The following is a 23,329-nucleotide window of genomic DNA, read 5'->3' on the forward strand; positions in this document are numbered from 1 at the left end:
TTAAATGCTGGATGTATTTGTGTTTGATTGAAGTATAAAATTGCCCTATAAAGTCAGCCACGGAAAAGCAATCCAAGTATCGTACTCATCTGACGAAGTTTTCTCAAGGATTCAACATGAAGGGATTCAATTTATTGATCTTCAATTTACTGGTCTAACTGGTCATTTTCATCACACTACAATTTCTGCTAATACTTTTACTCCTGAGCAGATGAGAGATGGACTACCAAAATTAGATGGTTCATCAATTATTGGATTTACAAGTATTGATGATTCAGATTTACTCTTAAAACCTGATCCAAATACATTTGCAATAATTCCATGGATGACAGAAAACAAAACAGCTAGATTGCTTTGTGATGTCTATTGGGGAGAAGACAGAGGGAGATTATCAAGAGATCCTAGAGGAATTTCTCAAAAAGCTGAAGAATACATCAAAACACAAGGATATGATTTTAGTACATGGGGTCCAGAAGTAGAATTTTTTGTTTTTGATAAAGTTCATTGGGATGTTCTAACACCATACAAAGGACAATCTTACTCAATTGAATCTAAAGAAGCTCCATGGAATCAATCAGGTGAAGGATATCCAATGGGATTACAAGAAGGATATTATCCAAGTACGCCTGCTGACACTCTTACACCATACAGAAATGAATGTGTAAATATTCTCAATAAGAATTTTGGAATTTTATGTGATAACCATCATCATGAAGTAGCAACAGCAGGGCAATGTGAGATTGATATCAAATACGATTACATGACAAATGCTGCAGATGCCGCACAATCTTACAAATATGTAATTAGAAATGTTGCTCAAAAATATGGCAAAGTTGCAACAATGATGCCAAAACCAATTGCAATGGACTCAGGTTCCGGAATGCATGTTAATGTCAGTTTATGGAAAGGAAAAGATAATGCATTTTATGATCCAGATGATGAAATTGAATTAAGCCAGCTTGGAAGATACTTTTGTGGTGGAATAATTAATCATGCAAAAGCATTATCAGCAATTTGTAATCCAACTACAAACTCCTATCATAGATTAGTTCCGGGTTATGAGGCCCCAGCATACATTGCATGGAGTTCTGGAAATCGTTCTGCAATAGTTAGAGTTCCAAAACATCTGAAAGGTAAGAATTACTCAAATCTAAAGAGATTAGAGTTCAGAGCTCCTGATCCTTCATCAAATCCATATTTGGTGTTCGCAGCAGTAACTGCAGCAGGATTAGATGGAGTTAAGAAAAAAATGGATCCTGGGGATGAGGTTCGTGATGATATATTCAAGATGACAAAAAGTGATAGAAACAAGAGAGGAATTGGTGTTCTTCCAAAGAGTCTTGGAGAAGCACTTGATGAGTTAGAAAGTGATAGAAAATTCCTTAATCCAATTTATACAAACGATGTAATTGACAAAATCATTGAATTAGAAAGAAGAGATCAACGTGAGATTTCCATCAGACCACATCCACATGAATTTTATCTATACTTTGATGTCTAGACTCTTCCGGTAATCTGAATAATATAGTATAATGAAATTGCCATTAGAGCAAATCCGCCTCCAAGAAATATTCCTCGTCTTTTCTCTGATGTTGCAGCCTTGTACAACAATATACCACCTGCAAGACCTACAAACAATATCAAAACCCCTAAAACAAAACCATCAAAATTAGTGTTAGTAATTAACGGATGAAAAAATCCTGCCAGTAAGGCAAAAAATACAACCAAATAGACATACTTAAAACCAGAAAGAGTTTTTGATGAGATTTTATTCAATGTTGTTCGTAAAGTCGGTTATCAAATAAACTTTTGAAAAAATTCCAAAATAATTTACATCATTCCGCCCATATCAGGCATTCCACCCATTCCAGGCATTCCACCCATTCCAGGTGGCATTCCGCCCATTCCAGGTGGCATTCCACCTTCTCCACCACCAGGTGGACCGCCGGCAGATTTCTGGGTAGCAATGACATCATCAATTCTAAGAATCATACATGCAGCTTCAGCAGATGCTGAAACAATCTGAAGTTTTACTGCAAGAGGTTCAATGATATCACTAGATTTCATATTAGCAATCTTTCCTTTCATAACATCAATGCCAGTCCATTTTTCACCTTTCTGTTGTTTTGAACGCAATAAAGTAAGAGTATCAATTGGATCCATTCCAGCATTTTCTGCAAGGGTTAATGGAATTGATTCTAAAGCATCAGCAAATTTTTCTGCAGCTAATTGTTCTCGTCCTTCAAGAGATTTAGCCCAGTTTCTGAGTTTTGTTGCAGCATATGTTTCAGGAGCTCCTCCACCTGCTACAATTTCTGGTTTTTCAATTACATCTTTTACAACCATTAATGCATCATGAACAGAGCGTTCAACCTCATCAACAACTCTTTGAGAGCCACCTCTGAGAAGTAATGTTACTGATTTTGGATGTTTACATCCTTCAACAAATACCCATTTGTCTTCCTCAATCTTTCGTTCCTCAACAAGGTCAGCATTACCAAGATCTTTTTCAAAAAGATCATCAAGGTTTGTAACTATTCTTGCGCCAGTTGCTTTTGCTAGTTTTGTCAAGTCACTTTCTTTAATTCTTCTAACAGCAATTATTCCTGCTTTTGCCAGATAATGTTGTGCCATATCATCAATTCCTTTTTGACACAAGACTATGTTTGCGCCAGAACCGATAACTTTGTCAACCATTGTTTTTAGCATTCTGTTTTCTTCATCTAGAAATGATTTCAATTGTTGAGGATTTGAAATGTTAATTTTAGCATCAGTTTCGGTTTTACTGATTTCTAATGCTGTGTTAATCAAAGCAATTTTAGCTTCATTGATTTTTCTTGGCATACCCCCATGGACAATTTCTTTATCCAAAACAATACCTTGAACAATCATTGAATCTTTTATTGAGCCGCCAGCTTTCTTTTCAACTTTAATGTCATCAATATCAACATCATAGCTTTCAGAGTCTTTTTCTGCAACAGCAAGAACGGATTTTACAATAATGTCAGCAAGTTGATCAGAATCTTTTCTGACAAGTTTAGTTTGCATAGAAGTTTTTGCGATTTTGTTAAGCATATTCTTATCATTTGCTGAAATTTTATCTGAGATACTCTCAAGGAATTGTTTAGCTTTTCTTCCAGCTTTTCTGTATCCATCAACAATGATTGTTGGGTGAACATCTTGATCAATTAAGGATTCAGCATTCTCAAGTAAAGCTCCTGCCAAAACTACTGCAGATGTTGTTCCATCTCCAACTTCATTATCAGTTGTTTTAGAAATTTCAACAAGCATCTTTGCTGCAGGATGTTGGACATCAATTTCTTTGAGAATTGTTGCTCCATCATTTGTAATAGTAACATCTCCTAGTGAATCTACTAGCATCTTATCCATGCCTCTAGGTCCTAAACTGGTATGAACAATTTCAGCAACTATCTTTGATGCAGCAATGTTGTTCTTTTGTGCATCTTTACCTTTAGTTTCTGAACCGCCTTCCTTTAGCAATACGACTGGCATATTTCCTTTGGAAGTAGCTTGCATACCCATTGATGCAAAAACTCCGGATTCCCCTTTTATACCTTCCAGATCAAGAGTGAAGAATTTGATAGTCTATCGGTGTTTTTAAATTGGGAAAATCAAGTTGCAAAATATGGCAAAATCACAAAATAAGGAATCTTACAATAAAATTTTTACAAAATTAAAGGAACATCACAAATGGTTTGAAAATTCAATTCCGTTAATTGCCAGTGAAAACATTCCTAGTCCTGCAGTCAGAGAAGCCATAATTTCAGATTTTGGTAACAGATATGCTGAAGGTTGGCCTGGAGAAAGAGTCTATGCTGGCTGTATCTACATTGATGATGTAGAGTTTGAATGTATGAAATTAGCTAAAAAACTCTACAAAGCAAAATTTGCTGATGTAAGACCAATATCAGGAGTGGTAGCGAATCTTGCTGTATATTCTGCTTATTCAAATCCAGGCGATGTTATGTTAGCTCCATCTATACCAGCAGGAGGTCATATTTCACATGGAAAAAAAGAACATTCCGGAACTGCAGGATTAGTTCATGGTTTAGAAATTGAGTTTTATCCATTTAATGCTGAAGAGATGACTATTGATGTTGACAAGACAAAACAGAAAGTAAAAGAGTTAAAGAAAAACAAACGACTGCCAAAAATTGCAATGTTTGGAGGTTCATTGTTCTTGTTCCCACACCCAGTCAAAGAACTTTCAGATTTTCTAAAGAGTTATGATATGCATATCAATTATGATGCAGCTCATGTTGCAGGATTAATTGCAGGAGGAAAATTCCAGGATCCACTTCGTGAAGGTGCAGATACCATGACAATGAGTACTCACAAGACTCTGTTTGGACCTCAAGGTGGATTGGTTTTAGGTTCTGAAGAACACGAAGAACCAATCAAAAAAGCTACATTCCCAGGACTTACAAGCAGTCATCACATAAACAACATGGCAGGAAAAGCAGTTGCATTTGCTGAGGCATTAGAGTTTGGAAAAGATTATGCTTCTCAGGTTATAAAGAATGCAAAATCATTTGCTGATGCATTAAGTGATGCAGGATTCAAAGTTTTAGGTGAAAGTAGAGGATTTACACAATCACATCAAATTGCGGTAAATGTCTTAGATTATTCTGATGGTGGAAAGGTTGAGGCTGATTTGGAGAAAGCCAACATAATTGTAAACAGACAACTAATTCCAGGAGACATCAAGGCTGGAAGAAATTATTTCCATCCAGGTGGAATCAGATTAGGAGTTTCAGAAATTACTAGACTTGGAATGAAGAAAAATGAGATGCAAGAAATTGCTTCTTTCATCAAACAAGTAGTGATAGAAAAGAAAGATCCTAAAAAATTACTTTCCAAAGTAAAGTCATTTAGAAAGAATTACCAGAAGGTAAAGTTCTGTTTTGATAACAAATTAGGCGCATACGAGTACGTCAAATTAAGATAATCAAGCATAGTCAGTAAGAAGTGATTGGTCACCAGGACTTTTTCCAAATACTAGTTCAATTTCATCAGAAAGTGCATGAATTCTTCCTCTTTGATATTCACTGACATCATACTTGTCAACTAGTCTTTTTGCAAGTTTTAGATATTTTTCTACAGAACCACGAGTTATTGTGGGAATCAGTTTATGGCCACATACACAAGTTTGGATTAATGGCATTCGGCGATAGGATTTACCACATCCAGTACATCTGAAATTTTGTCTGGCATATGCCCTCAAATTTCCCATAATGTCAGGTACAAGATGAGTTGAAATAACATCTGAAACAATTTCTGATGTATTTACAGCATCAATTAATTCAGCATTTCTAACTTGCATATCAAATTTGTCAAGCATTGAGCCTAGAGTAGAATATGCACTACGGGATTTTGAAGTTGTAAGAGATGATGTAGTATGGGTAAAGTAATAATCATAGAATTGTCTTTCTGTCTCTAATCGAGATTTAATTATCTCAACTGATGTAATGTCAGGTGCTTTGACTTGTTGCAGTGTTGATTCAAAGAATTCCAATGGAAGTGATTTTGTGACCTCAAGATTGTGGGCTTGTGGTTGAGATTCATGTGGCAAAACAAGAGGTTGAACAAGTAGTGGTGCATCCATCAATCCACCTATAGCATCCGAAAGAAATTGTCTGGAGAAATTCAAAAGGCTGTCCATTAACAACATTATAGAGTCAGCATCCCCATCTGCATCTCTTCTTTTTGCAGAATGCCAATTTGGAGTTGCAAAACATACATGGGTTTCAGAATATCCAATGATTCTACCCACAATTCCAACTGATGTGTGAGGAGCAAGACCAATGATCAGATGTCCAATTAATTCCTCAGAGTTTCTGACATTATAGAATGCAGTTTTGCCGTAGAATTTTTCTAAAAGTGTATCAATGTATTTGCAAATAGAAATGAGATACTTGCCACTCTCATATGGAATGATCACATCTTGCATACGAAGTTCTACTGTCTGTTCAGGATCTTCCAATGGATTGCCATCAACATCATGAGAATACCCCAATTCATTGAGTTTCTTAATAGATGTTCCAATCCAAGATGGTTTGAATTGTGTTAAAGGAGAATTTGTTGCATCAAATCGAACAGTTCCATCCTTGAATACTGTTAAGCCAAAGTTTTGTCGAACCAGTCCTTTTTCTAGAGGTTCAGCAATTTTGTCCTGACTGATTAATTCCTTAACACCTTTGAATGGTTCTTGGGCACGTAGACGAATTTTTTCTTGGGCTTCAAGAAGTTTTGATTTTAATGGAAATTCTTTGTGAGAATATGCCAAAGCGTTTCGTTTACACTTTTCACAAAAAGGTTCTTCAAGAGTATCTCTACAATGTGGACATCTGTAGGTAACGGTTGTCTTTGTTCCACATTTTGAGCATTTAATCCCAATTGATGGGAGATTACATTGAGTACAATGTCTATTGTGGATATTAGTGAAAAAATGCTCATTTCTAGATGCCTTTAGAAGATCTCGTGTTGGTCCACCTTTGTCACTAATAGGAAACAACACATGTGTTGGTGGCTTCATCTGTCTAGGAGCAGATTTCTCTGGTCTTCCAATTCTTACCCCAATAGATGTAGAAAACTTATTTCTGATTTTAATTCCAGAAGATTTTGAAATTATTTGAGGAATAGAAGAATCATCAATTTTTGGTTGTTCTCTAAATAACAAATTAAAGAAAATTTTAGCTTCAATATTTTCAAGGATAATTTTATCATCTCCAATTACATGTGGAACTCCCAAGTTTTCAAGAATTTTCTTTGTTTGTGCAGAATATTCAATTGATGTTTCATTGATTTTTTTAGGTTCCAAAAGCGATTCAAGTTCTTTGGCAGATATCTTATCCCAAAAATAGAGATAATGAGGATGAAGTGCCATATCAAAATCAATGGATATTTTTAATGCTTCATCTATTGTTGGAATTCTGTTAAGAAATTGAGTTAGATATTGATCCTCAGGCTCGTATTTCTCGATTTGTTGTTTCAATTCCTCCATCCAATATTCTTCGACATATCCAGATGGAACAAGTTGTGCGTTGTTTTCTAGAAAATCACCAAAAGATATCAGAATATCTCCAAGATGGAGTATTTTTTCAATGTCGTTTTTTATTTCGATTCCATGTTTTACATCCCTAATCTTTACAACATTTCCATTTTTCAAACGAACCACTGGAGTTTCAATTGAATCGACAAATGCTACAGTTGATCCTTTTCCTGGGATGTCAATTTTGATTTGGGTTCCGACTGCAATGGTATGATCAAGTATCTCAGCAATCACAGGATGGATTCCGACTGCGGCAAAGCCAGTATTACATGCCCTTCCATATCTTAGTCGAAATCCCCCTAGTTTGTTAGGCATAGATAGGACTGATCTTCCAGTAATTACCTCATGCATTCTTTTGGTAGCTGCATCTTCTTGCTTTTCACCTGTCTGAACAGCGCCTTTTAGGTCATTGAGCCACTCCCAGCCATCAAGATTGTACATTTCAATTCTTTTGAGTAGTTTCTTGGATCTTCCAATAAGACCGTCATTTAGTACACGTAAAGCACCTCCTCTTACTCTGTCAGTTTTGATTCGAACCATTGATTTGTGATTGACAACCTCATAAGGGTCCGTGTCTACACCATCTAGTTCTACTGGTAGATTTGAGATCACATGTTCAATATCTTCATCTAAAATATGGAATTGAAAACTACTAGCTTCTCTTTCATAGATTCTTAATTCTTCAACAAATCTACCTGTTTCATCATCAAAAGAATTGGCTTGAAATTTTGATAATCCTGCAGTCTTTCTGACATGATCTGCTATCAGCATAGTTACAGCAGATTCTGTTCCTCCTGCAGAGCGCATAGGACCAGCAATTGAAACGGAGAGGTATTCAGAACCATCCTTGTTTTTCTTTATCTTAACTTCATTAATTCCTTGTAAAGGAGCAATAGTAACTCCTTCTGTAACTATTGCAAGTCCAACACGAACGGCCAGATCAAGTTTTTCTTCTAATGTAGAATCAGGCAGAGAGTATTTTCCCTGAGCAATCTCTTTTGAGAGAATTAATGCAGATAGTTCTTTTCCATTGATCTTTAGAAGTTCTCTGAGGGGTTCAGCAATATCAATTTCGTGCATTTTTGCCACACGGTCAGCCAAATCAAATGCGATTTTCGGCTCAATTATGCCTGAGGAGTCTACCAGGCTTGATTTAGCTGAAGCAGCATTTTCAAAAATTGAGTATGTATCTGTGGATAAGTTAGAGTAGTAATCAAGATAATAATCAGGCATTTTGATGCCACTAATACGAGAAATTGCGTCGTTTTCAGACATAATAGAGTACTATTACTTGCTTCTTTGAATTGCTTTTGTTATTTCTTGGAGTTTTTTGAGACTTCCACCTTTTTCAAGGAAAGTACCTATCACTAGAGCATCAGCTCCTGCTTTAACCAAGTTTTGGGCAGTTTTTACGTCCTTTATACCGCCACCGACAATCAAAAATCCATTAAACAACTGTCTTACAGTCTTGACCATCTCAGGTGTTACACTGGATTTTGCACCAGAACCTGCCTCAAGATAGACAAATCTCATTCCAAGAAATTGGGCTGCAAGTGCATAGGCTGCAGCGATTTTGGGTTTTTCAAATGGAATTCCTCTAGCAGAACCAACAAACCATGCAGTTGTTCCATCTCCTATAACCAAATATGCTGTAGGTAGTGGCTCTAGACCAAATTTCAGAACGCTTGGTGCCCCCAAGGCTTGTGCTTGTGTGATAAAATATGGATTTTCTGAGTTCATTAAGGAACTAAACAAAATGGCATCAGCATCAGGCACAACCCCTGTAACGTTACCAGGAAACAGAATTATTGGGATTTTGATGCCTTTTTTGATGCCTTTTACCACTTGAGCCATCTCTATTTGATCTGTAGCAGATGAGCCACCAACTAGGATTGCAGATGCTCCAATTTTTTCAACATCTTTTGCTAGTTTAGCAGATGCCTCTAGATTTGATACCTCTGAATCTATTAGAACAAACAATAATGCATTTTTCTTTTTTAATTCTGATTTTAGGAATGTTTCAACTTTAGTTCCAGCCATAGAAATGGTTCGTATGTGGCTCTTTAAAGTTTAATTGGAATGTCATTATACAGATTTGTATAGCTATGTCGGAGTTTCAAGAATCTAATTTTAACAATATAATTAGGAAAATTATCAAAAAATCTTTGTTTACAGAGCGACAAATTGAAATTATTTTAAATCAGAAGAATATTCTTGAATCAGAGTTTTCAATTTCAAAAGGTGCGTATTATAGGCAAGTTGGTCAGTCTAGAGAAAAATTAGTCTCATTATTCTACTCAATCATACTTTTACGTGGTTTAGGCATCATTTTGCCTGATGATATTGATGTGATATCAAAACTATCTGAGCAGATTAGTGTGATTAATGAGAGTGATATCTTCCCAGAAAGGGAAGATGAAGTGATTAGTGTGATAGATAGGCTCGTAAGACAGGCATGTAGTATGTGATGTTGTGAGAACTATTCAGTTCAATTAGTTGGATTGGTTGTGATAATGTGTGTGAGTTTGTTAATCTAAAGTGTGAAATAATGTTGTTCTATCACGATAAATCACAATATAGGCATAAAATTTGTGATGTTAATTGAGATTCCTGACCCAGAAGTGATTTTGAGTGTGATATTAGCCTTCATTGTAGGTTTAGGAGGTTTGTATGGGTACTATAAGATTCGTCCATTCATAAAATCTAAGAGTGATATGGTTGATGCATCACAATCTGAGCGTTTAGAGTACTATGAAAGACAGTTAATTGACATGAAAATACGCCTAGATGCATTAGAAATCCAGGGAATTGAGCAAAAAACAGAGGATCCAAACTTGGAGTTAAAACAATTCTTAGAAAAGTTAGCAAAAAATGAAGTCCAAGAGAAGGAAGTTGTAATATCACAAGAGCCAGAAATTATTCCTGAAAAACCAGTTTCTACGCCTAAAATACCCAATATTGAGCACACAAATCCCACTAATTACGTGTTGCACCTAATCACAGACAAAGCTATGACATCACGTGACATACAAATCACATTAAAGAAGAGTAGAGAGCACACTTCAAGACTAATGAAGAAGTTATTTGAAGAAGGTCTTGTTCAACGAAATACAGAATCTAAACCATATACCTATTCTATTACTGAAAAGGGAATTGCAAAGGTTGAGGAAGTTGAAACAAATCCAACTGTTGCCTAAAAGATATTTCTCAAGTTTTCCCGAAGTCATTTTATGTAATTTTACACAAAAAATGCAGGTTTTTATTATTAATTATAATCAATATAATTTATTAAATTATATATATTATTAATTTATAGTCATAACATGTCTATTCAAGAAAATGAGGTTTTGGTGAAAATTACCTCAGTTGGGACTATTTCAATTCCAAAACAGTTTAGAAAGTACATGGACGTCCAAAAAGGCGAATATGTAAAATTAATCCTTGGAAAAGACCGATTAATTGTTAGAAAAATCACTATTTCTTAACTTGTTTAGTGTTGTTTTTGGCCGATTTTTATGGTTTGATAGGTCCATTCTCTGCCATTTCTAGCCCTGTCCACCCTACCTTTTGACGAAAATCTTGAGAGATATGTGGAAATTACACTAAGTTTGATAGGTTCATTAAATTCATCTTCATATTTTTCAAGAATATTTGTTGATGTGAATTTTCCCATTGGGAAGAACTTGTCTACAATATGCCAGATTTTAGAGCCTATAGAATCTATGTTTGTTGTTTCTTGCTCTTCTTCAATATTCATCAAGTCCATCATCTCAAATATTTTAAGGACTTTATCTCTGGTAACGTTGCCCTCTAATTTGATATCATAACGTGCACCGTCAGAGTCTTCCATGTCTATTCGAATACGTTTTTTGGCCATGTTAGGATCTATTCGATCTAATGTTAACAGTTCAAATGATCCGCGAAAATTTGTTAACTAAATGGTTTGTTAACGTTGACTGTGTAAGCCACGCCTAGCCTGTTTTTTGTTATTAACAATTAACCATGTTTAAGCCCCTTAAATTAAGAAATAATCATGCCTGGAGTGGAAATAAAGGGGTTAGATTTGAGATATTCACAATGTTAACATCAATCTTAACGCCTGGAATGGAAATTAGGGGGTCAAAATAGGGTTTTTGGGAATTTCCTTAACACTAAATTAACATAGTTGTTAACATCTAAAGAAACCCACACACCAATATTTCCACTCTTCTTTTTTTATTTTTTTTTTTTTTGAGAAAAACAAAAACTAACTAAAAATAATTAATTACAAACTAAACTAGAATTACTATTCTATTCTATACTCTCTTAATTGAGATATGGTTAAGATGAAATTGATAGGAAACAAAGGTGTGTGAGTATGTCTGATCCGATTGATAGATTATTAGATGCAGCTGAATCTGGTAAATCAATTATTAAAAACAGGGAAATCCTACATTTTACCTATATTCCAAAAACCATTCAACATAGGAATAATGAACAAGAACAAGTTACCCAATCACTCTTACCAATTCTCAAACAATCAAGACCGTCTAATCTCCTAGTTTACGGCAAACCAGGAACTGGTAAAACACTAGTCGTCAAAAAAGTCATCTCAAAAATTCAAGAGAGAGTAGAAAAGTCAAACTTCCCAATAAAACTAATTTATTCAAACGCAAAAAAAGAAACCACACTTTACGGATTATTGGTCAGTTTTGGGCGTCAATTAGGCCTAAAAGATAAAGAATTACCCTCAACTGGCTTGGCTATTAGTGAGGTATTCAAACGAATCCTAAACAATATTGATCAAGAGAAACTCAACGTGGTCTTTGTAATTGATGAGATTGATTATCTGGCAGAGTTGGTTTCAAAGACTGGAAAGGATATCTTATACCAACTAACTAGAGCCAACGAGAGCCTTAATACCGGTTCACTGACTTTGGTTGGAATTTCAAATGATCTGACTTTCAAGGAAAAACTAGACCCTAGAGTAATCAGTAGTTTGGGGGAAGAGGAGATTGTCTTTACAAATTATGATGTTGAACAGATAAAGAAAATTTTAGAGGAGAGAATATCAGAAGCCTTTGAGGTTGAATCTGTAGACGAATCTGCTCTAAATCTATGTGCTGCCCTTGCAGGGGGAGAACATGGTGATGCAAGACGGGCAATCGATTTGATTAGGGTTGCAGGTGAACTAGCTGAAAGACAACAATCAGACAAAGTAACCGAAAACCACGTCAGAGATGCCTCTCAAAAAATTGAAGAAAATAAAGAGGAGACATCTCTCAAATCATACCCTCTACATGAAAAACTAGTCATACTTGCTATAATGAAGGCAAATGGCTCTTCTACTGGGGAAATCTACTCATCATACAAAAATCTCTGCAAGGTGGTTGGGCGAGATGAACTAACACAAAGAAGAATCACACAAATGCTAAGTGAGATTGAACTTTCAGGAATAATTTCTGGAAGACTAATTCATCAAGGAATTCATGGCAGGACAAAAAAATACAAACTAACAATATCATCTGAAATGATAAAAAAGACCTTCAAAGACGATCTAACTTTGCAAGATATTGTCTAGATTAGAATTGTAATTTTGGTGGAAAACCTGAAAAGTCTTTAGATTAACTAACAAAGCAATACCTGGATTTGGAGTCATTCCAACACTTGCCTGAAATGGTGTCTGTTTTTGCCAAGAGCCTGAATTAACTAACAAAATACCCTTGTACATATCCAACTGGGCCTTGTGGACATGACCTACATGAAAGATATCTGGAATATCCTCAATTACCATAAGATCCTGCATTTCAGGTGCAATCGGAGTCTGGCTACCATAAATTGGACTTAGATGTCTAGCTCTAAGAAGATGTTTCATCACATTTGTTGGCTTGTCATAACTAAGGCCTGGCGTAGTCTTTACAATATCATCAATACTTTGTCCATGAAACATCATCACTTTGACACCATTTAATGAGACAACAGCCGGATTTCCAACCATGACTACATTTTCCCTATCCCATAATCCAGAATTGTATTTTTTTGGTATTGCTGGCTGAGGAAGTGCCCTTCTTCCAGGATCGTGGTTTCCAGGCATTATGATTATCTTGATGTTTTTTGGAATCTGATCAATCAAACTTTCAACTTTTTTGAGTTGTTCCTCTATGGTTTGGCAAACCAATTCTTTATTCTGATTTGGATATATCCCAACCCCATCAACTACATCCCCGCCAATTAAAATAAATCGGATTTTTTTTGCAGTTGGATCCGGACTAGATATCCAAGAAATGAACTCTGTCAACTCTTCTTCCATGAAGTATTTACTTCCAATATGCAAATCAGATAGAAAAACAGCATATGATTCAGATTCAGACTTGTTAGTGGTCTGATCAGGAATATCAGGCATAATCAAATCCTTTATGATAAATCCTGAATTTTTTCCTACACTAACTCTTGCCATCACAAATTGGTCTACTAGAAGAGTATCTGCCGTCTTTTGGAGTTCATTATCAAAGATAATCCCTTCAAATGAGCCTGAAGGATCCTCTAAAACCAACTTTGTTACATTTCTCTCACTGTTTCTTACAGTCACCAAACCACAAACATACATGTCATCTTCAGATCTTTCATTTTTAACAAAAGTCAGAGACTTTAACATTCGAGCTTCAGGTCTGTCTGAAATAATCCGTTTTAGTTTGTTAAATCGACTAGAAAATAATGCATTATACCCTTTTACTCCTTCACCAGTGGTTATCTTATCTGTGGGATCCAACAAAACCTTAACTTCATTTTCTAATGACGGATCATCTTTGATTCCAAGATATGTTTCTAAATCATCTTGATTGATTTGAAATAATTTTTGTTTTGTTTTCTCTCTAACAATTTCCTTGATTATTTTCTCTAGTTTTTTTACATCAACATTTTCTAAAATTTTAAAAGCATCTGGATGAATCTGGAATCCTTTGTTTAGTGCGTAGTTTAATGCAAAGGACAGTTCCTTTTTCATATCAAAAAATATGATGTGGTTTAATTAAATCTGCGCCTACGAACCCTCAAATATTGTTTTAATTGTATTGGATTGTGAATAAACTACGAATTTCCTTATTTTTCATATTCGTAGGAATCTTTGCAGGTACATATCAAATTGGTTCAATGTCTACAGTAAGTCAAGAAGAAGCTGATATTTTCATGTCAGAGTTTGAAGAACTAGTTATGGATATCGATGGATTTGGAATATTTACTCATAACACAACAATAGCACTTCCAATGTTTATTCCAGGGTTTGGCATTGCCTGGGGACTCTTTTCAGCATGGTCAACAGGATTTGCATTTGCAGCAATAACTACAACAGCTCCAATTTTAAAAGAAGTTCCTCCACTAGCAATTCTATTTTTATCTCCATTTGGATTGATGGAGCTTACTGCATATTCATTAGGGATCTCTAGAAGTTTTATTTTGATCAGGGCCATTACTAAAAAAGTTAATCTTAGAACTTTCATTAAACCTACTGCAATTGAGATTGGAGTTGTAGTTGGATTGCTTTTGGCAGGAGGATATCTGGAATTCTACATGATTGAACTTGCCCAAGAACAAGGTCTTCAGATGCCTGGACTTGATATCTAATTCCTTTAGGATTTGCCTATTGAGTCTAAAATAATTTAGTAGCAAATTATAAACCAAATTAGAGGACATATCTATTGTGAAGTTTGCAATATCATTACTAGCATTACTCGTAGTTTTCTCAGGGTATCTTTTCAACGAATCTTTTGCAGAAGTTTCTGAAAACCAAGCCTTTCTTTTGGAGGGGTCTGGCTTTGCTGTAACTGAAGAACAAATCAAATTTACAGAAATTGATCTTGGTTTATCATCTCAAGACCAACGTGGGAGCACAATTAATTTTGTAATAGAAGATGGATTCATCACACTTGATGATGAAGAATTTATTATTTCAGAATTAGAAGGGAAATTTTTACGTGAAGGCCGTTATATTCGAATTAATGGAAATATAGAAAGCTCTACTGGACTTGATACAACAATCAGCTTCTTTGGAAGACTAGTTGCAGAAAGTAAAGATGCAGCAGTATATGGTTTTACTGGTAGAATTACAACAACTGATGATACTTACAAAATTATCTACACTACAAAATTATCTTCTTTGACAAAAATTGAAGAAATTTCTACTAACTCTGAAGAATCAGATCTAAAAATACATATTCTCGAAGGCTCATCTGCACAAAAAACCGATAACACAATCCCAGGACTTGATACTACAAACTATCTTAGATTCTTTTCTATTGATAGACTTTCGATAGAACCAGGAACTACTATTACTTTTGTAAATGATGACATCGTATCTCATAGTATTATTAGCGGCAAAGAAAATTATGGTGATCGATATGATCCATTTACACCTGATGGAAGAATTTCAACAGGAGATATTGCACCAGGAGAATCTGCCACTATAACAATTGACGGACTAGGAATTTACAAACTATATGATCCTGATTATATATGGATGAAGATTGAGGCTGTAAGTTTTCCGAATGTAGACAACATTACTGTTGGTACGACAAACAATCAACAGGGAAATTAATTTTCCCACTGCCATCTATAATTCATGTATGAATCTAGACTTGTTTGATTAAACACCATAACTGACAAATCTGAAAATTCTTTTCCCTCCAAATCTTTAACAGTTCCTTCAAAATTAGTTTCATTTTCAGTAGTTATAGCTTCAAACACATGAACCTTAATTTTTTCAGTGTCAAAACCATGTTCACGAAGATAAACTGCAATTTCTGATGGCATAAAATGCTTGTCTGGTTGTTTTGGCCAAGGTCTTGGAACTAAAACAACACTGAACCCATCGATCAGTGCCTTTTGTAATTCTAATTTTTTATCTTCAATTGGAGTTGTTACATGCATTGTGATTACTTTGGATTTATCAAGTGGTATCTGTGCTCTTGATGCTGCTACTTGTATTGAACTAATTCCTGGAATAATTTCCACTTTACCAAAAATTTCTATTAGTCTATCAACAACCTCTGATTCTGAAAAATTCACATCTCCAGTAAATGGAATTACTAAAGTTTTATCTTCTAATCTTGGAAGAACTTCTTGATATGATTCCTCTTGATTGTTCATAGTAATTTCATGAACTTCTTTTTCTTCAAGAAGATGTTCGATTGTTTTTAGTGTGTATTTGTAACCAATTATAATATCACAACTTTGAACTATCTCTTTGACAACTTCTGTTACATATTTTGGTGAGCCTGGACCTACACCTACAGCGAAAACTTTTCCCAATTTTACTTTGTAAATTTCTGTCTGTCTTTAATATATTGCACAAATGGTGTCCAGTCTACTTTCATGTATTTTGTAGGCTCTTTTGCAGGATATTTTACCCAATCCTGGGCAATGGAATATTGAAATTTCTCTCTTTTCTCATCTTTTTCATATTCTAACTGTAAAACACTTCCCCAAGTCTTTTCTTCAAAACTAATATCGATAATATCATCAAATGACAACTCTGTATTTCTCTTATCTTCTACATCATTCATTAATTCTTGTTCATCATAACCATCATGACGTATCATAGTATTTTTTGATTTGATAAAATTAATTACTTGTCTCTGAGTTATTGCCTTCCACCATTTCATTTTTGCTTCAGTTTTATGGATAAACATTAAGTGTTTGTCAGTAAGTACCAACATTCCTTCTTTTCCACCAATTGATAGAAATTTTTTTGATTCTCTCCACACTGAAACAATATGTGCCTGAATCTTTTCATCAGGTTGCATAGGAATAATCTGTTTGACTTTGTTAAAAACTAATACAATTGGCTTTTAAGTGAGACAGAATTTGAAAAAATATTGAATAAAATATTTCTTACAATAACAATTTCTATACTTTTTGTTGGACTTGCAAATCAAGCTATTGCTCAAACAGATATCAATTCGGATTCTATAACAAATCCCGTAGTGATTATTGAAACCAATTTAGGAAAAATTGTAATAGGGTTTTTTCCAACTGATGCTCCAAAACATGTAGAAAATTTCATCATGCTAGCGAAATCTGGATTTTATGACGGGACACTTTTCCACAGAATCATTCCAGGATTTATGATTCAAGGTGGTGATCCAAATACAATTGATGGTGACCCAAATACTTGGGGAACTGGCGGTCCTGATGAAAGATTAGATGCAGAATTTAACAACATAAAACATAATCGTGGAATTGTTTCAATGGCAAGATCAGCAGATCCAAACAGTGCGGGCTCACAATTCTTTATTGTACATCAAAATTCCAATTTTCTTGATGAACAGTATACAGCATTTGGAAGAATTGTAACTGAAGAAAGCTTTGAAACACTTGATAAAATTGCATCTGTTTCTACTGGAAATCGTGATGAACCTCTAAATCCTGAACAAGTGAGAATTACCAAAGTTTCAATTGTCAGTCAATCTGAAATTTCCAATTTACTAACATTATCTGAACCTGAACGAATTCAAACAAACGTAGAGCCACCTACTGGAAACCAATTGTTTGAAAGTGAAGAACATGATATAGCGTTTAGTGCTCCTGCAGGGTGGCTGTTACAACAACCTGAGAAAACTCAAGAAAACTCTCCTCATGTCGTAGCAGTTGGACCAAAAGTTGGTGCGATTAATCCTGTGATTTCACTTACAATTTACCCATCAAATGGAAAAACCATTGATGATATAATTTCTGATAAAACTGAAGAACTAAAACAAGTAATTGAATCGGGACAACTGAATGTAACTTCTCAAGAACAAACTACCATTAATGGAAAAGATGCTTACATAACTAATGCCCAAGGACTTTTCTCTGCCAATGGTCAAGATTACAATGTAAAATTCAAAGAAGTAGTAATTCTTAGTTCAGATAATTATTACACTTTTTCATACAGTAATGGAGTAGATGATTTTGATTCTCAACTAGAAAGATTTGATGAAACAATAGATTCTTTTAAAAAACTATCTGAGAATTCTACTAATTCTGAAGAAAATGGTGGATGTCTAATTGCAACTGCTACATTTGGTTCTGAAATGGCCCCACAAGTTCAGAAACTAAGAGAATTGAGAGATAATACTATACTTACAACTGAATCTGGAAGTACATTTATGGCTGGATTTAACCAACTATACTATTCATTCTCTCCAACAATTGCTGATTTAGAGCGTGAATCCCCATTATTCAAAGAAATTGTAAAACTATCAATTACTCCAATGTTATCTACACTTTCAATTCTAAATTATGCTGAAATCAATTCTGAAGAAGAAATGATCTCTTATGGAGTAGGAATTATTCTAATGAATATTGGAATGTATTTTGCTGCTCCTGCAATAATCATCTATAAAATTAGAAAACTAAACTAATTACCAAACATCGTCGACTTCATCAAGTACTTTGTATTCTTTTTCTGGTTCACGTCTCATGAACTTTAGTCTTGAAATATCTCTATCAAAAATTGCATCAGCTGTCCAGTCAAGAAATACTCTAAATCGTTTATCCCATGTTGGAATTTTTGATAAGTAAATATTTCTCCAAAGAAACCATGCAAAAATTCCATGAATATTCATTCCTAAAAATGATGCAATACCAGTTCTCTTTCCAATAATTGCCATCTGGCCTTTTGATTCGTATGTAAATTCGGTTTTTTCTTTATTTCTAATTAAAGCATGAAGGTTTTTTGCAGCAATTTTTGCTTGAGCTTCAGCAATTTGTGCAGTTGGTGGAAATGGTCTTTGAGTACTAGGATCCATAAATAATGCACAATCTCCAATTGCAAATACGCCTGGAAAATCATTTACTTCTAAATTTTTATCAACAATGATTTTTCCTTTGTCTGTTTTGAATAATGATCTTTTGATTGTATTGACTGGTGTTACACCTGCAGTCCAAATTACAGTCTTTGATTGAATTGAACTTATTATTGAATCATCTATTGCATCTTTATCCACATCTAATCTCTTTATCATTACTTCATCCCCATCAAAACTAGTTACAGCTGTTTGCAACTTGATTTCAATTCCATGCTCTGTTAGTTTTTCTTGTGCAAATTTTGCAAGACTTTCAGAGAAACCTGGTAAGATGTTTGGTAATGCTTCTAACACTACAACTCTAATGTCTTCTTTTTTGATATTTGGATAATACTTTCTAACATCTAACAAAAGATCCATTATCTCTCCTGCAGTTTCAATTCCTGCAAAACCTCCGCCTACAACAACAAAATTTAGAAGACTTTGTTTTAGAATTGGATTTGTTTCATTTTCTGCTTGCTCTAACATGTCTATCATTCTATTTCTAACCATAACTGCATCATTGAGTGTCTTCATCTGATACGCATTTTTCTCAAGATCATTCATCCCAAAAAAGTTCGTCTCACTTCCTAGTGCAACTACAAGAAAATCGTAATGAAGGGAAATACCTCTCTTGTTTCCACTACCCCAAAGATTTACAATTTTTCCATAAGGATCAATATTTTTGACTCTACCTTCATAGAAAGTTGCTTTTTTTGTAATTGTTCTAATTGGCATAACAATATGTCTAGTCTCAATAGTTCCAGATGCTACTTGAGGTAACATTGGTGTGAATAAAAGAAAATTATCTTCGCTAACTAGTACAATCTCAATTTCTGAATCATTCTTGAAATATTCTTCTAATTTCCTGGTGCACTCTACACCTGCAAAACCGCCTCCTAAAACGACAATTTTCTTCTTATTTCGAGCCATGTGCTTACCCCAGAAAAATACGGAATATATCCTATGAGTTTATTTTTCATAAATTACGCGTACGTGCCTATTTTTAGGCTCTCATTATATCTGAATGTAAAATCTCATATGCCCTTGATGCGTCTTTTTCATTTAGAATAATTATGATGCTATCTTGGCTGAAAAATGCATTAACTAATTCTATACCATTTGCATGCAATACTTCTGCAACATAGGAAACTGTATCTGATTGGTTTTGTGAATTTGGTATCGTGATTTTGATTTTTGCCAAACCCGTACTAAAAACATCATCTCTATCTGAGACATTATCAAAAATTTGTCTAATGTCTTCCATGTCTTCTGCAAGAAATCTAAAGGAATCCGACATTCTAAAAAATTCATAATTATTAGTAATCTTTGAGAATTTATCTAAAATTGCCATTGGATCCATTTGGTTAGAATCTTTGATTGAAAATTTGATATCTATCATACCGTCAGTCAATGCTAATCTTGCATTTTTCAAAACTGGTTCTTCTTTGATCTCCTCTTTAATTTCAAATGAATCTGCATATCTCTTGATTGCGACAACTATGGTATTGAGATTGACACCATTTCCTAGAATTCTCTCAATCTCTGGTTGAATCTTTACTGCTAATGCTGTATAGTTTATCAAATCCATCTTCATGCAATCATAAATTGAGCGATTTCTGGTAATTATCTCCCTGACAACCTCAGGCACAGACATACTTGCTATTCTCATCAAGATTATTATATAATGTCAGTTATAATAGGCTTATGTAAGAAATCGAAGATTATCTAATAATCTTTATATAATGTCATATACATTACATACTATAGGTGAATATGACAATGTTCTTTGATAGTGAATTTGATAGAATCTTCAAAAAAATGTCTAGTTCTTTTTTTAACACAGATGACATTTTTGAGGAGTTCAAGGGAAATGGTTCTGAATCTGGCCCATTTTATTATGGTTGTACAATGACCGTGGGTCCTGATGGAAAACCTGTTGTAAAAGAATATGGAAACGTCAAACCAGGCCGACTTCCAGCTTCTGATACACGAGAACCAATCGTTGACACAATAGTTGATGAAAAAGAAAAAGTTGTGAAACTCATAGCAGAAATGCCAGGAGTTGAAAAGACTGATGTCAAAATTGTTGTTGACAACAAAGTTGTAGATCTTTCTGCAGAACATGGTGATAAAAAATATCATGTCAAAGTTCCAGTACAACATAAAGTTGATGAAAACTCTGCAAAGGCTTCCTACAAAAATGGAATTTTGCAACTAGTCTTTAAACTAGTTGAAGAAAAACCAACTGGCAAAAAGGTGGAGGTTGAATAAACCCCCCTTAATTTTTGAGGTGAAAAAATGAGTGAAATTATTTTAAAAGTTGATGAAATTCCGCAACAACATGTTGGACGAGGAAGAGCAATTATTGATCCAAAAATCATTGAGGATCAAAAATGGAACACTGGTCAAATCTTAGAATTAATATATAACAAAAAAACACATGTAAAACTTTGGCCAGGAAATCCTGAAGAATATGGAACAGGAATTATCAAAATTGATGGAATGACAAGACAAAACATTGGAGCAGGAATTGGTGATAAGATTTCTTTAAAATCCGTTGAAGCTTCTAATGCTGAACAAATTGTTTTGTCTCCAACTGAGAAAATATCTGCTGAAGGATTACAAGAATACATGATTTACAACTATCTTAATCATGTATTTACAACTGGAGATACATTATCACTTAACACACAGATGGGTGGCAGAGTACAATTCATTGTAACTAGCACCAAACCATCAAAACCAGTTATAGTTACTGAAAATACAATCTTCAAACTCGGTACAATGACAAAATCAGTTGATGCATCTATTCCAAGAATAACATATGACGAATTAGGTGGTCTCAAAAACGAAGTCCAGAAAATTCGTGAGATGGTAGAATTACCAATGAGACATCCAGAACTATTTGATAAGATAGGTGTAGAAGCTCCAAAAGGAGTCTTGTTGTATGGCCCCCCAGGTACAGGAAAGACCCTTCTTGCAAAGGCAGTAGCTGGTGAAACTAATGCTCACTTTATCTCACTTAGCGGTCCTGAAATTATGGGCAAATACTATGGTGAAAGTGAAGAGAAGATCAGAGAAATTTTCAATCAAGCCGAAGAGAATTCTCCAAGCATAATCTTCATTGATGAAATAGATTCTATTGCTCCAAAAAGAGACGAAGTTTCAGGTGAAGTTGAAAAGAGAATAGTTTCTCAACTTTTGACTTTGATGGATGGAATGAAATCTAGAGGCAAAGTTGTAGTTATTGCAGCTACCAATAGACCAGATTCTATTGATCCAGCACTTAGACGACCAGGAAGATTTGATAGAGAAATTGAAATTGGAATTTCTGACGATGAAGGAAGATTTGAAATTCTTTCAATTCATACACGTGGAATGCCAATAGATGATAAAGTAGATCTTAAACAAATCTCAAAAACTACACATGGATTTGTAGGAGCTGACTTGGAAGTATTATCAAAAGAGGCTGCAATGAGATCACTACGTCGAATTCTTCCTGAGATTGATCTTGATGAAGATAAAATCTCATCAGAAATTCTTCAAAAAATAGAAATTTCAAGTGAAGACTTTAGAGATGCATTAAAAGAAGTTAGACCAAGCGCATTACGTGAAGTTCAAGTACAGATTCCTAATGTAAGTTGGGATGATGTTGGAGGTCTTGATGAACTAAAAGAAGAACTACGTGAGGCAGTTGAATGGCCTATCAAACACAAAGAAGCATTTGATTATGTTGATGTTGAAACACCAAAAGGAATTTTGTTACATGGTCCACCTGGTACTGGTAAGACCTTGATTGCAAAAGCACTTGCAAAAATGACAGAATCCAACTTTATCAGCATAAAGGGACCAGAATTACTCTCAAAATGGGTTGGTGAATCTGAAAAAGGAGTCAGAGAAATCTTCAGAAAAGCCAGACAAGCAGCACCATGTATAATCTTCTTAGATGAAGTAGATGCACTTGTGCCCAGAAGAAGCAGTGGTGGTTCAGAATCACATGTCACAGAAAGTGTGGTATCTCAAATTCTAACTGAGATTGATGGATTAGAAGAACTACACAATGTATTGATAGTTGGTGCAACAAACCGACTAGACATTGTAGATGATGCGCTACTTCGACCTGGAAGATTTGATAGAATTATCGAAGTTCCAAATCCTGACACAAAAGGAAGACAAAACATCTTTGAGATTCACACCAAAAAGAAGCCACTTGCAAGTGATGTAGACATTGCAAAACTAGTAAAGTTGACTGACGGATTCAGTGGAGCAGAGATTGCAGCAGTTGCAAATAGAGCAGCAATTGCAGCTCTCAAAAAATATGTTGGTGGTAAAGCACAAAACGTCAAAGACATCAAGATATCTCAACAAGAACTAATTGACGCAATTGACAAGGTAAAGCCTCGAAAAAAAGAGGCACCACTTGCTCAATCCATAAAATAGTCTAAATACTAAGGAA

General features: G+C 34.7%; 21 protein-coding genes. 11 read left to right on the top strand and 10 right to left on the bottom strand.

The genetic code is table 11. The features are described from left to right. The first annotated feature begins 40 nt into the window (after positions 1 to 40). A complete protein-coding gene (gene glnA / locus ACQY2P_RS07790) occupies positions 41 to 1,501 on the top strand; it encodes a type I glutamate--ammonia ligase (RefSeq protein ID WP_428326080.1) in 1,461 nt (486 codons plus the stop codon). Here the strand turns inward: glnA and ACQY2P_RS07795 are convergent. Together ACQY2P_RS07795 and thsB are read right to left on the bottom strand one after the other, a co-directional pair. Then, a complete protein-coding gene (locus ACQY2P_RS07795; RefSeq protein ID WP_428326081.1) occupies positions 1,498 to 1,776 on the bottom strand; it encodes a hypothetical protein in 279 nt (92 codons plus the stop codon). The genes glnA and ACQY2P_RS07795 overlap by 4 nt on opposite strands. Positions 1,777 to 1,830: 54 nt before the next feature. Continuing rightward, positions 1,831 to 3,543, bottom strand: a complete 1,713-nt coding sequence (gene thsB, locus ACQY2P_RS07800; protein ID WP_428326082.1) for a thermosome subunit beta — start codon at positions 3,541 to 3,543, stop codon at positions 1,831 to 1,833. Between the two features lie 103 nt (positions 3,544 to 3,646). On the opposite strand from thsB, the gene glyA reads away from it, so the two are divergent. Further along, a complete protein-coding gene (gene glyA, locus ACQY2P_RS07805) occupies positions 3,647 to 4,969 on the top strand; it encodes a serine hydroxymethyltransferase (protein ID WP_428326083.1) in 1,323 nt (440 codons plus the stop codon). On the opposite strand, the gene ACQY2P_RS07810 is transcribed toward glyA, so the two are convergent. Together ACQY2P_RS07810 and ACQY2P_RS07815 are read right to left on the bottom strand one after the other, a co-directional pair. After that, entirely contained in the window at positions 4,970 to 8,347 is a 3,378-nt protein-coding gene (locus ACQY2P_RS07810; RefSeq protein ID WP_428326084.1) for a DNA polymerase II large subunit, read from the bottom strand. A gap of 12 nt (positions 8,348 to 8,359) precedes the next feature. Beyond that, positions 8,360 to 9,112 (bottom strand): geranylgeranylglyceryl/heptaprenylglyceryl phosphate synthase, encoded by a 753-nt coding sequence (locus tag ACQY2P_RS07815; RefSeq protein ID WP_428326085.1) that lies wholly within the window; start codon positions 9,110 to 9,112, stop codon positions 8,360 to 8,362. A 65-nt stretch (positions 9,113 to 9,177) separates the two neighbouring features. Between ACQY2P_RS07815 and ACQY2P_RS07820 the strand changes: the two genes are divergently transcribed. The 3 genes from ACQY2P_RS07820 (at position 9,178) to ACQY2P_RS07830 (ending at position 10,557) form a co-directional block, all read left to right on the top strand. Further along, on the top strand, positions 9,178 to 9,540 hold the full coding sequence (locus ACQY2P_RS07820) for a hypothetical protein (RefSeq protein ID WP_428326086.1): 363 nt from the start codon (positions 9,178 to 9,180) through the stop codon (positions 9,538 to 9,540). A gap of 126 nt (positions 9,541 to 9,666) precedes the next feature. Then, the gene (locus ACQY2P_RS07825) at positions 9,667 to 10,269 is read left to right on the top strand and encodes a winged helix DNA-binding protein (RefSeq protein ID WP_428326087.1); all 603 of its coding nucleotides are present in this window, start codon (positions 9,667 to 9,669) and stop codon (positions 10,267 to 10,269) included. Positions 10,270 to 10,395: 126 nt separating this feature from the next. After that, positions 10,396 to 10,557, top strand: a complete 162-nt coding sequence (locus ACQY2P_RS07830) for an AbrB/MazE/SpoVT family DNA-binding domain-containing protein (protein WP_428326088.1) — start codon at positions 10,396 to 10,398, stop codon at positions 10,555 to 10,557. Positions 10,558 to 10,562: 5 nt separating this feature from the next. On the opposite strand, the gene ACQY2P_RS07835 is transcribed toward ACQY2P_RS07830, so the two are convergent. Then, positions 10,563 to 10,949 carry a hypothetical protein gene (locus tag ACQY2P_RS07835; protein WP_428326089.1) on the bottom strand — a complete coding sequence of 129 codons (387 nt, stop codon included), beginning with the start codon at positions 10,947 to 10,949 and terminating at the stop codon, positions 10,563 to 10,565. Positions 10,950 to 11,429: 480 nt separating this feature from the next. Here ACQY2P_RS07835 and ACQY2P_RS07840 point away from each other — a divergent pair, with 480 nt between their 5' ends. Beyond that, complete coding sequence (locus ACQY2P_RS07840) at positions 11,430 to 12,632, top strand: Cdc6/Cdc18 family protein (RefSeq protein WP_428326090.1); 1,203 nt, start codon at positions 11,430 to 11,432, stop codon at positions 12,630 to 12,632. Here the strand turns inward: ACQY2P_RS07840 and ACQY2P_RS07845 are convergent. Continuing rightward, entirely contained in the window at positions 12,609 to 14,054 is a 1,446-nt protein-coding gene (locus tag ACQY2P_RS07845; protein WP_428326091.1) for a DNA-directed DNA polymerase II small subunit, read from the bottom strand. The two genes, ACQY2P_RS07840 and ACQY2P_RS07845, sit on opposite strands and share 24 nt — an antisense overlap. Positions 14,055 to 14,200: 146 nt before the next feature. Between ACQY2P_RS07845 and ACQY2P_RS07850 the strand changes: the two genes are divergently transcribed. Together ACQY2P_RS07850 and ACQY2P_RS07855 are read left to right on the top strand one after the other, a co-directional pair. Then, positions 14,201 to 14,671 (top strand): stage II sporulation protein M, encoded by a 471-nt coding sequence (locus ACQY2P_RS07850; protein WP_428327284.1) that lies wholly within the window; start codon positions 14,201 to 14,203, stop codon positions 14,669 to 14,671. A gap of 76 nt (positions 14,672 to 14,747) precedes the next feature. After that, a complete protein-coding gene (locus tag ACQY2P_RS07855) occupies positions 14,748 to 15,641 on the top strand; it encodes a cupredoxin domain-containing protein (protein ID WP_428326092.1) in 894 nt (297 codons plus the stop codon). Here ACQY2P_RS07855 and cbiE read toward each other — a convergent pair. Then, entirely contained in the window at positions 15,638 to 16,354 is a 717-nt protein-coding gene (gene cbiE, locus ACQY2P_RS07860; protein WP_428326093.1) for a precorrin-6y C5,15-methyltransferase (decarboxylating) subunit CbiE, read from the bottom strand. The genes ACQY2P_RS07855 and cbiE overlap by 4 nt on opposite strands. A gap of 2 nt (positions 16,355 to 16,356) precedes the next feature. Then, positions 16,357 to 16,848 carry a hypothetical protein gene (locus ACQY2P_RS07865; RefSeq protein ID WP_428326094.1) on the bottom strand — a complete coding sequence of 164 codons (492 nt, stop codon included), beginning with the start codon at positions 16,846 to 16,848 and terminating at the stop codon, positions 16,357 to 16,359. 72 nt (positions 16,849 to 16,920) lie between these two features. Between ACQY2P_RS07865 and ACQY2P_RS07870 the strand changes: the two genes are divergently transcribed. Next, positions 16,921 to 18,447, top strand: a complete 1,527-nt coding sequence (locus tag ACQY2P_RS07870) for a peptidylprolyl isomerase (protein ID WP_428326095.1) — start codon at positions 16,921 to 16,923, stop codon at positions 18,445 to 18,447. Here the strand turns inward: ACQY2P_RS07870 and ACQY2P_RS07875 are convergent, their stop codons facing one another. Together ACQY2P_RS07875 and ACQY2P_RS07880 are read right to left on the bottom strand one after the other, a co-directional pair. After that, complete coding sequence (locus ACQY2P_RS07875; protein ID WP_428326096.1) at positions 18,448 to 19,803, bottom strand: NAD(P)/FAD-dependent oxidoreductase; 1,356 nt, start codon at positions 19,801 to 19,803, stop codon at positions 18,448 to 18,450. 73 nt (positions 19,804 to 19,876) lie between these two features. After that, a complete protein-coding gene (locus tag ACQY2P_RS07880) occupies positions 19,877 to 20,527 on the bottom strand; it encodes an ACT domain-containing protein (RefSeq protein ID WP_428326097.1) in 651 nt (216 codons plus the stop codon). Positions 20,528 to 20,646: 119 nt separating this feature from the next. On the opposite strand from ACQY2P_RS07880, the gene hsp20 reads away from it, so the two are divergent. Together hsp20 and ACQY2P_RS07890 are read left to right on the top strand one after the other, a co-directional pair. After that, positions 20,647 to 21,144 (top strand): archaeal heat shock protein Hsp20, encoded by a 498-nt coding sequence (gene hsp20, locus ACQY2P_RS07885; RefSeq protein WP_428327285.1) that lies wholly within the window; start codon positions 20,647 to 20,649, stop codon positions 21,142 to 21,144. A 27-nt stretch (positions 21,145 to 21,171) separates the two neighbouring features. Continuing rightward, entirely contained in the window at positions 21,172 to 23,313 is a 2,142-nt protein-coding gene (locus ACQY2P_RS07890) for a CDC48 family AAA ATPase (protein WP_428326098.1), read from the top strand. The last annotated feature ends 16 nt before the right edge of the window (positions 23,314 to 23,329 follow it).

Source organism: Candidatus Nitrosopumilus sp. (genome assembly GCF_965262695.1).
In the GTDB taxonomy this organism is placed as follows: Archaea; Thermoproteota; Nitrososphaeria; order Nitrososphaerales; family Nitrosopumilaceae; genus Nitrosopumilus.